The 8,455-nt window shown below is 35.6% G+C and carries 8 protein-coding genes; all 8 read left to right on the forward strand.

Annotated elements, in window-relative coordinates; all coding sequences use genetic code 11:
• The first annotated feature begins 152 nt into the window (after positions 1 to 152).
• Positions 153 to 884: a DNA-processing protein DprA gene (gene dprA / locus ACZQCL_RS00445; protein WP_337532801.1), complete on the forward strand. Its 732-nt coding sequence runs from the start codon at positions 153 to 155 to the stop codon at positions 882 to 884.
• Positions 885 to 940: 56 nt separating this feature from the next.
• A complete protein-coding gene (gene topA / locus ACZQCL_RS00450; protein ID WP_482481470.1) occupies positions 941 to 3,073 on the forward strand; it encodes a type I DNA topoisomerase in 2,133 nt (710 codons plus the stop codon).
• Complete coding sequence (gene trmFO, locus ACZQCL_RS00455) at positions 3,073 to 4,371, forward strand: methylenetetrahydrofolate--tRNA-(uracil(54)-C(5))-methyltransferase (FADH(2)-oxidizing) TrmFO (RefSeq protein ID WP_118116161.1); 1,299 nt, start codon at positions 3,073 to 3,075, stop codon at positions 4,369 to 4,371. The genes topA and trmFO overlap by 1 nt, the downstream gene beginning before the upstream one ends.
• Entirely contained in the window at positions 4,364 to 5,239 is an 876-nt protein-coding gene (gene xerA, locus ACZQCL_RS00460; RefSeq protein ID WP_227994031.1) for a site-specific tyrosine recombinase/integron integrase, read from the forward strand. Before trmFO ends, xerA begins: the two co-directional genes overlap by 8 nt.
• 144 nt (positions 5,240 to 5,383) lie before the next feature.
• A complete protein-coding gene (gene rpsB, locus ACZQCL_RS00465) occupies positions 5,384 to 6,289 on the forward strand; it encodes a 30S ribosomal protein S2 (protein ID WP_117995700.1) in 906 nt (301 codons plus the stop codon).
• A gap of 25 nt (positions 6,290 to 6,314) precedes the next feature.
• Entirely contained in the window at positions 6,315 to 7,205 is an 891-nt protein-coding gene (gene tsf, locus ACZQCL_RS00470; RefSeq protein WP_117571580.1) for a translation elongation factor Ts, read from the forward strand.
• Positions 7,206 to 7,308: 103 nt separating this feature from the next.
• The gene (gene pyrH / locus ACZQCL_RS00475) at positions 7,309 to 8,019 is read left to right on the forward strand and encodes a UMP kinase (RefSeq protein ID WP_003865905.1); all 711 of its coding nucleotides are present in this window, start codon (positions 7,309 to 7,311) and stop codon (positions 8,017 to 8,019) included.
• Positions 8,020 to 8,030: 11 nt separating this feature from the next.
• Positions 8,031 to 8,455, forward strand: a 425-nt coding sequence (frr, locus tag ACZQCL_RS00480; RefSeq protein WP_482481474.1) for a ribosome recycling factor, incomplete at its 3' end; no start/stop codon positions are given.

Here is an 8,455-nt window from a genome sequence, read left to right on the forward strand (position 1 = left end):
ATAAATTTCTTTAAAAAATAAAATAAATAGAGAATTTGTAGAAAATTTAATCAAAATATGAGAATATAAAAATAGCTAGAGACATATATATAATATAGAGAGACTTTTTAATTTTCTTAGTTAAAAGTCTCTTTTTTTTCGTATATGAGTATATGAGAATAAAAAGAGAAGCTATTTTATGGTATGCCATCCAATATGATGGAGATTGGAATAAAATTGGCAATGCGATAAAGGCACATGAAAACTATTCCATCATTGCATATCCATATCCTTATCTTACAATTGTTGATGAGATGTATCCCGAAGCCTTTAAACATTTAAGATATCCGCCATGGATTATTTTTTATCAGGGTAATGTTTGTTTGTTGAAAGAAAAAGGTGTAGGTATAGTAGGAGCTAGAAACTGTTCAGTGCAGGCACTGCAAAATACGGATACAATCGTACAAAGGCTCCAATCCAAGTATGTCATTGTATCTGGGCTTGCCAAAGGTATTGATGCCAGGGCCCATTTGAATGCATCAAAAACAATTGGTGTGCTTGGTTGTGGGATCAATGTGATTTATCCAAAGGAAAACACGTTTTTATTTGAAAGGATGAAAAAAAGCGGATTGATCATTAGTGAATATCCCATGCATGTGAAGCCTTTGGCTTATCACTTTCCATGGCGTAATCGCTTGATTGCCGCTTTAAGTAGCAACTTAGTTGTGATTGAGGCAACCTATAAAAGTGGAACAATGATTACTGTGAATGAATGTCTCGAATTGAGTGTTCCTATTTATTGTGTGCCTACAGCTTTTCAAGATGAAAAGTATCAAGGATGTAACTACTTGATTAGTAATGGAGCCAATATTTTGGTGGATATAAAAGACATTGATGATATCTGAGGATTGACAAATTGAAATTTTTAATGTTTTATATAGCGTGAATATGGGGGAAACAAATGAAAAAACATTTAGTTATTGTGGAGTCGCCTTCCAAATCGAAGACGATTGAAAAATATTTAGGAAAAGAATACAGAGTTGTTTCCAGCAAAGGCCATGTATGTGATTTGGCGACAAGCGGAAAAGAAGGTTTAGGAATTGATGTAGATCATGATTTCGAACCTAAATATAAAATTAGCAAAGAGAAAAAAGAAGTAGTGAAAGAATTAAAAGAGTACGCTTCTAAAGCACAAGATATCTATCTTGCCAGTGACCCGGACCGTGAAGGGGAAGCAATCGCATGGCATTTAGCGCGTGTATTAGATTTAAATACAGAAGACAATAATCGTATTGTTTTCCATGAAATCACGAAGCCTGCAATTCTTGAAGCTATGAAAGAACCAAGAAAAATTGATATGGACCTCGTGAAATCACAAGAAACACGTCGTATGTTAGATCGAATTATTGGGTTTAAACTCAGCAAATTGCTGCAGAATAAAATCCAGTCTAAATCTGCAGGACGTGTGCAATCTGTGGCGTTGAAATTGATTGTTGATCGTGAAAATGAAATCAAGGCGTTTAAACAAGAAGAGTATTGGACGATTCATGCACAATGTAAAAAGCAGAATAAAGCATTTGAAGCAGATTTAGTGAAGGTTGAAGGTAAAAAGCCTAAAATCAAAAATGAAGAAGAAGCTAAAGCATTGTTAGAAAGATGTAATGGAGAATATATTGTTTCATCGATTTCTAAAAAGCAGAAAAAGAAACAACCTAAACTTCCATTCACAACATCGACTATGCAGCAGGAAGCCAGTACAAAATTAGGATTTGGTGCAAAGAAAACAATGAGTGTAGCTCAAAAAATGTATGAAGGTATTGATTTAGGTGGAAATATGGAAGGTTTGATTACGTATATGCGTTCGGACTCAACACGTTTATCTGATATTTTCGTTTCAGATGCCAAGGAATTCATCACAAATACATATGGTAAAGAATATGTTGGACATGTACATCAAAAGAATGGTAAAAATACGCAGGACGCACATGAAGCCATTCGACCAACAAACATTAATCATACACCCGAATCCATCAAAGACCATTTAACGAATGATCAATATCGTTTATATTCACTGATTTATGCGCGTACTTTGGCATCTTTAATGAAAGATGCTGTATACGATGTGACGAGTGTTAAAATCACAAACAACGATTTAGAATTTAGTGCAAGCGGACAAACTATGACTTTTGATGGTTACTACAAAGTATATTCTAAATATGAAAAACAAAGCGATGCTTTACTTCCTAAGTTGGAAGAAAATGAAGCTTTAAAAAATGTAACTCCAACTTCAAAGCAGCACTTTACAGAACCACCAGCACGTTATACAGAAGCACGCCTGATTAAAGATCTTGAAGAAAAGTCAATTGGTCGTCCAAGTACATATGCGACAATTATTGATACTTTACAAAAACGTGGCTATGCCTCATTAGAAAAGGCAAGTGAAACTTCAAAGACGAAGGTATTTATTCCTAGTGAGCAGGGGATTTTGACAAATGAAAAACTACAACAGTATTTCTCAAGTGTCATTAACGTAGAATATACGGCAGATATGGAAAAAACTTTGGATGAAATTGCCGAAGGAAACGAGGACTCTGTATCTTACATGCACAAATTTTATGATAAATTTGCTCCTCTTGTAGAAGATGCCTATGAAAAAATGCCAAAGAAGGAATTAGAACGTGTAGGACGTACTTGCCCTGAATGTGGTGGAGAGCTTGTTTATCGTAATGGTCGTTTTGGTAAGTTTATTTCTTGTATTAACTTTCCAACATGTCGCTACACTGAAAATGATGAAGAAGAACTTCCAGAAGAGGCAAAAGAAGAAAAAATCTGTCCAAACTGCGGAGCTAAGATGGTGATTAAAAGAGGTCGTTATGGCCAGTTCTGGGCATGTTCAAATTATCCGGAATGCAAAACTATCGAATCTTTGAAAAAGAAGGCGAAACCTGAGCCAACAGGTGAAATGTGTCCGGAGTGTGGACATGAGCTTGTCAGAAGAAAATCACGTTTTGGGACAACTTTCATTGGTTGTTCAAATTATCCAAAATGCCACTATATAAAAAAAGAACCTAAGAAAACAGAGGAAGATAAATAATGGAACAAGTTACGGTTGTAGGAGCAGGACTTGCCGGATGTGAGGCAACGTGGCAGCTCGTAAAAAGAAATATTCCAGTGCGATTAATTGAAATGCGCCCTAAAAAGGAAAGTCCAGCCTTTCATACAGATCGATTTGCGGAACTTGTATGTTCGAATTCACTTCGATCCAATGCGATGAATAATGCGGTAGGTATTTTAAAAGAGGAATTACGCCAAATGGATTCATTGATTATGAAATCAGCAGATATGCATGCTGTACCAGCTGGAAGTGCGTTGGCAGTTGATCGCGAGACTTTTTCACAATATATTACTGATACAATCAAAAATCATCCATTGGTTGAAGTTGTCAATGAAGAAATGACAGCTTTACCCCAAGGACCATGCATTATCGCAACAGGACCTTTGACAAGTGATTCTCTAGCGAAGGCTATACATGATTTCACTTCTGAAGATACTTTCCATTTCTATGATGCAGCAGCACCTATTATTGAAAAGGATTCGATTGATTTTAGTAAAGCCTACTATAAGTCTCGCTATGACAAAGGTGAAGCAAGTTATATCAACTGTCCGATGAATGCGGATGAATTTGAAACATTCTATGATGCATTGATTCATGCAGAATGTGTGAATTTGCACGATTTTGAAAAAGAAACATATTTTGAAGGTTGTATGCCCATTGAGGAAATGGCACGTCGTGGAAAGAAGACTATGTTGTTTGGGCCATTAAAGCCGGTGGGATTGGAAAAAGACAAGGATTCACATCCAGTTGCCGTAGTTCAGTTACGCCAAGATAATGTAGCTGCAAGTATGTACAATATTGTTGGTTTCCAGACACATTTAACTTGGCCTGAACAAAGAAGAGTTTTCTCTTTGATTCCTGGATTAGAAAATTTGAAAATTACTCGTTATGGTGTTATGCATCGAAATTCTTATTTATCAAGTCCAATTGTTTTAAAAGAAACATATCAATCAAAGAAACGTGATGATTTATTCTTTGCCGGACAATTAACGGGAGTTGAAGGCTATGTTGAATCTTGTGCATCCGGATTGATTGCCGGAATCAATATGTCGTTGTATATGCAAGGTAAAGAACCAATTTGTTTTGGAAATACTTGTGTGATGGGTTCACAAGCATACTATATTACGCATTGTGATCCAAAACATTTCCAGCCAATGAATGCAAACTTTGGCATTATGCATTTAAACGAAAAATGTAAGAAACATGAGCGTAAAGAAAAATTTGCTGCTCAGGCACTTTCTCGTATTCAAGAAATTCAGGAACAAGTCAATGGATGAGTTGATTGATCGTTTTCTAAAATATATATATCGAAAGAATACGCAATCAGATAAAACTATCGAATCGTATAAAAATGATTTGAACCAATATAAAGAATATTTATTAAGTCAATCTATTGATTCTTTTGAATCGTGTGATAGATTGACTTTTATGAATTTTTTAGCTACATTGGATCATTTAAAATCCAGTTCGATTGCACGTAAAATGAGTGTATATCGTTCTTTCTATGCGTATTTGGCAGAGTATATGGGTATCAATGAAAACCCTTTATTAGGGATACAGACACCAAAGAAGTCAAAACAAATTCCAGATTTTTTATTTGTAGAAGAAATTCAGGAATTTTTAAATTCTTATGAAGATAACAAAGAAGATCAATATCGTGATCGCATATTATTTACGATGATGTATGCATGTGGATTACGTGTTAGTGAATGTGTTTCTTTGGAATGGAATCAAATTGATTTCAACAATCGAATCGTGCATATTCGAGGTAAAGGGGATAAAGATCGTATTGTACCTTTTTATCAAGGCTTTGAAAAAGAATTGTTGGATTATAAAAATAGTTTTTGGTCAAAATATGCAGTGGATGATCATGTATTTGTGAATTTAAGAGGTAAACAATTAACTTCTCGTGGTATTCAGTATTTAATGGATAAACATGCCAAAGCCATTGGAATGCATATGAAATTGCATCCACATATGTTGAGACATAGTTTTGCGACACATTTATTAGATAATGGAGCAGATATTCGTGTTGTTCAAGAGTTACTAGGACATTCATCTTTATCAACAACACAAATTTATACGCATGTGACTACAGCACAGTTAGTGAAGGCTTATAAAAAAGCGCATCCTTTTGAAAAATAACATCTTGCAAGTTAAAAAGGTTATTGCTATAATGTAAAAGCGCGTGATTGCGCTTATAACACACATCATGGATTCGTGTGCCCGTGCACATCAGTGTTGCATGCGTCTGAAATGATGGAGGAGAAACGGAAAGGTAGGACTATTATGTCAATCGTATCAATGAAGAAAATGTTAGAGAACGGTGTTCACTTTGGTCACCAGACTCGCCGTTGGAACCCAAAGATGAAACCATTCATCTACACAAGTCGCAACGGGGTTTATATCGTAGATTTAAACCAAACTCAAGCACAAATCGAAGCTGCTTACAATGAATTAAAAGCAATTAGCGAACGTGGAGGAAAAGTATTGTTCGTAGGAACAAAGAAACAAGCTGCAGAAGTTGTTGAAGAACAAGCTTTACGTTCAGGATCTTTCTACGTTAACAAACGTTGGTTAGGTGGTTTATTAACAAACTTCCGTACAATCCAAAAACGTATTAAACGTTTAGTAGAAATCGAAGAAATGGAAGCTAGCGGAAAAATCGAAGTTTACACTAAGAAAGAACAAGCTAACTTACGTAAAGAAAAAGCTAAATTGGAAGGTTCTTTAGGTGGAATCAAAGAAATGAAGAAACTTCCAGATGCATTAGTTGTTATTGATCCAAAAGAAGAACACAATGCAATCGCTGAAGCTAAAAAATTAGGAATCCCTGTATTCGCTATGTTAGATACAAACTGTGATCCAGAAGATGCTGATTTTGCAATCGCTTCTAATGATGATGCAGTTCGCTCAATCAAATTAGTTACAACAATCTTAGCAGACGCTATCGTTGATGCTAAGGGTGGTCTATTAGAAATGGCTTACTTAGATGAAACTGAAGATGATGTAACTATGGAAGACGTAATCAAAAATGTTGAAGCACAAATCGCTGAAAACGAACGTCGTCGTCGTCAAAGAAATGAAGAACGTAGAAAACGTAACTTCGAACGTAAAAACCGTCGTCCTTTCAATAAGAAAAATGATGACGCAAAACCAGCTGCAAAAGCTGAAGAAGCAAAAGCTGCTGAATAATAAAAAAATATAGGAGGATGCTAAAATGGCTATCACTGCTGCTCAAGTAAAAGAATTACGTGAAAAAACAGGTGCTGGTATGATGGATTGCAAAAAAGCCTTAACTGAATGTGAAGGTGACATTGCAAAAGCTGTTGACTGGTTACGTGAAAAAGGAATCGCAAAATCTGCTAAAAAAGAAGGACGTATCGCTGCTGAAGGTTTAACTCGTGTTGCTGTTAGTGGAAACACTGCTGTATTATTCGAAGTTAACTCAGAAACAGACTTCGTAAGTAAGAACGAACAATTCTTAGGTTTAATGGATACTTTACAAGAAGCAATTCTTGCAAACAAACCTGCTACAACTGAAGAAGCTTTAAATGTTCAAACTGCTGAAGGAACTATCAATGATTTAATCATCAATGCTACTGCTACTATCGGAGAAAAAATTTCTTTCCGTCGTGTTGCTGTTGTTGAAAAAGCAGATGATGAAATCTTTGGTTCATACATGCACATGGGTGGATCAATTTCTGCTGTTGTAGTTGTTAAAGGAACTCAAGATGCTACTGTAGCTAAAAACTTAGCAATGCAAGTTGCTAGTATGGCTCCAAAATATGTATCTCAAGCTGAAGTACCAGGTGAAGAAGTTGAACACGAGCGTGAACTTCAATTACAAATGATGAAGGCTGATCCTAACATGGCTAAAAAGCCAGAAAAAGTATTGGAAGGAATCTTAAAAGGAAAAGTTGATAAACACTTTAAAGACCAATGCTTATTAGATCAAGAATATTTCTTAGAACCTAAAACTAAGGTTTCTCAATTCTTGAAAGACAACAAGGCTGAAGTAGTAACTTTCGTACGTTTCCAAACTGGTGAAGGTATCGAAAAACGCGAAGAAAACTTTGCTGAAGAAGTTGCTGCTCAAATGGCTAAGTAATTTATCTTTTACTTTAAAACCCTTGGAAATTCCAAGGGTTTTTCTTTTTAAATAGCGTAATATAGTGTATAATTGTTGTGACAATTCAATAAGGAGCAATATTATGTATAAACGTGTTTTATTAAAATTAAGTGGCGAAGCTTTGTCTAGCCCTGAAGCTGCTTTTGATCCAGAAATCTTAAAAAGATTGGCAAAAGAGTTAAAAGAAGTACAAAAATTAGGGGTAGAATTAGCAATTGTTGTCGGTGGTGGCAACTTCATTCGTGGTAAGATGATGGCTGAAATGGGAATGAACCGTGCTCAAGCCGATTATATGGGTATGTTAGGTACTGTAATCAACGCTTTAGCTGTTCAAAATGCATTAGAACAAGAAGGCGTTCAAACTCGAGTGCAGACAGCTGTTGAAATGCAAAAGGTTGCAGAACCATTCATCTTAAGACGTGCTTTACGTCACTTGGAAAAAGGAAGAATCGTTATTTTTGGAGCTGGTACAGGTTCTCCATACTTCTCAACAGATACAACTGCAGCATTACGTGCATCTGAAATTAATGCAGATGTTATCTTGATGGCTAAAAATGGTGTTGATGGAGTTTATGATTCAGATCCAAAGAAAAATCCAAATGCTAAGAAATACGATACACTAAATTATATGGACGTATTAAACGAAGGCTTACAAGTCATGGACTCAACAGCTATTAGTATGTGCATGGATAATGATATTGATTTAGTTGTTTTCAATATGAATGAACCTGGTAATATTGTCAAAGCAGTTCGCCGTGAAGTTAACGGTACAACAATCACTAAAAAGAAATAAGGAGAATTAAAATGAGTGATATTTTATTAAATGCAGAAGAAAAAATGATGGGTGTTATTGATAATTTAGAATCAAACCTTCGTCAAATCCGTACTGGACGTGCCAGTGGACAAATGTTAGAACGTGTACAAGTTGAATATTATGGTGCAATGACACCAATCAACCAGATGGCTCAGATTTCTGTTGTTGAAGGTACACAACTTGTTATTAAACCTTATGATCGTTCAATCATTAAAGATATTGCACACGCAATTCAAGCTGCTAACTTAGGATTGAATCCTCAAGCAGAAGCAGATGTCATTCGTATTCAAGTTCCTCAATTAACTGAAGATCGTCGTAAAGAATTAGCTAAAGATGCACAAAAATATAGTGAAGAAGCTAAGATTGCGATTCGTAACGTACGTCGTGATGCGAACGACGCTATTAAAAAAGATAA

It is taken from the genome of Holdemanella sp., from assembly GCF_056804935.1.